General features: G+C 43.3%; 1 rRNA gene. It reads left to right on the forward strand.

Features of this window, described 5'->3' with window-relative positions:
- Positions 1–183 precede the first annotated feature (183 nt).
- Positions 184–300: ribosomal RNA gene (gene rrf / locus JMM81_RS22795) — 5S ribosomal RNA — on the forward strand.

Genomic DNA, 300 nt, shown 5'->3' on the forward strand with positions numbered 1-300 from the left:
GGTATCTCTTTCTTCTTCTGCATTATCTAGTTTTGAGGGAACAAACGCTTAGAGAAGTTTGTTTCTACATAATATAAATAAGTCATGACATATTGAATGTTTGCTCCTGAGCTGTAGTATATTCAAAGGGATAATTTCTTAGCTCATCGCAAGTCAGCAAGGAAATTTATTCAATGTCGTAGGCTTGGTGACGATAGCGAGAAGGTCACACCCGTTCCCATACCGAACACGGAAGTTAAGCTTCTCAGCGCCGATGGTAGTTGGGGGTTCTCCCCCTGTGAGAGTAGGACGTCGCCAAGC

This window comes from Bacillus sp. V3B (assembly GCF_024494465.1).
GTDB lineage: Bacteria > Bacillota > Bacilli > Bacillales > Cytobacillaceae > Bacillus_BD.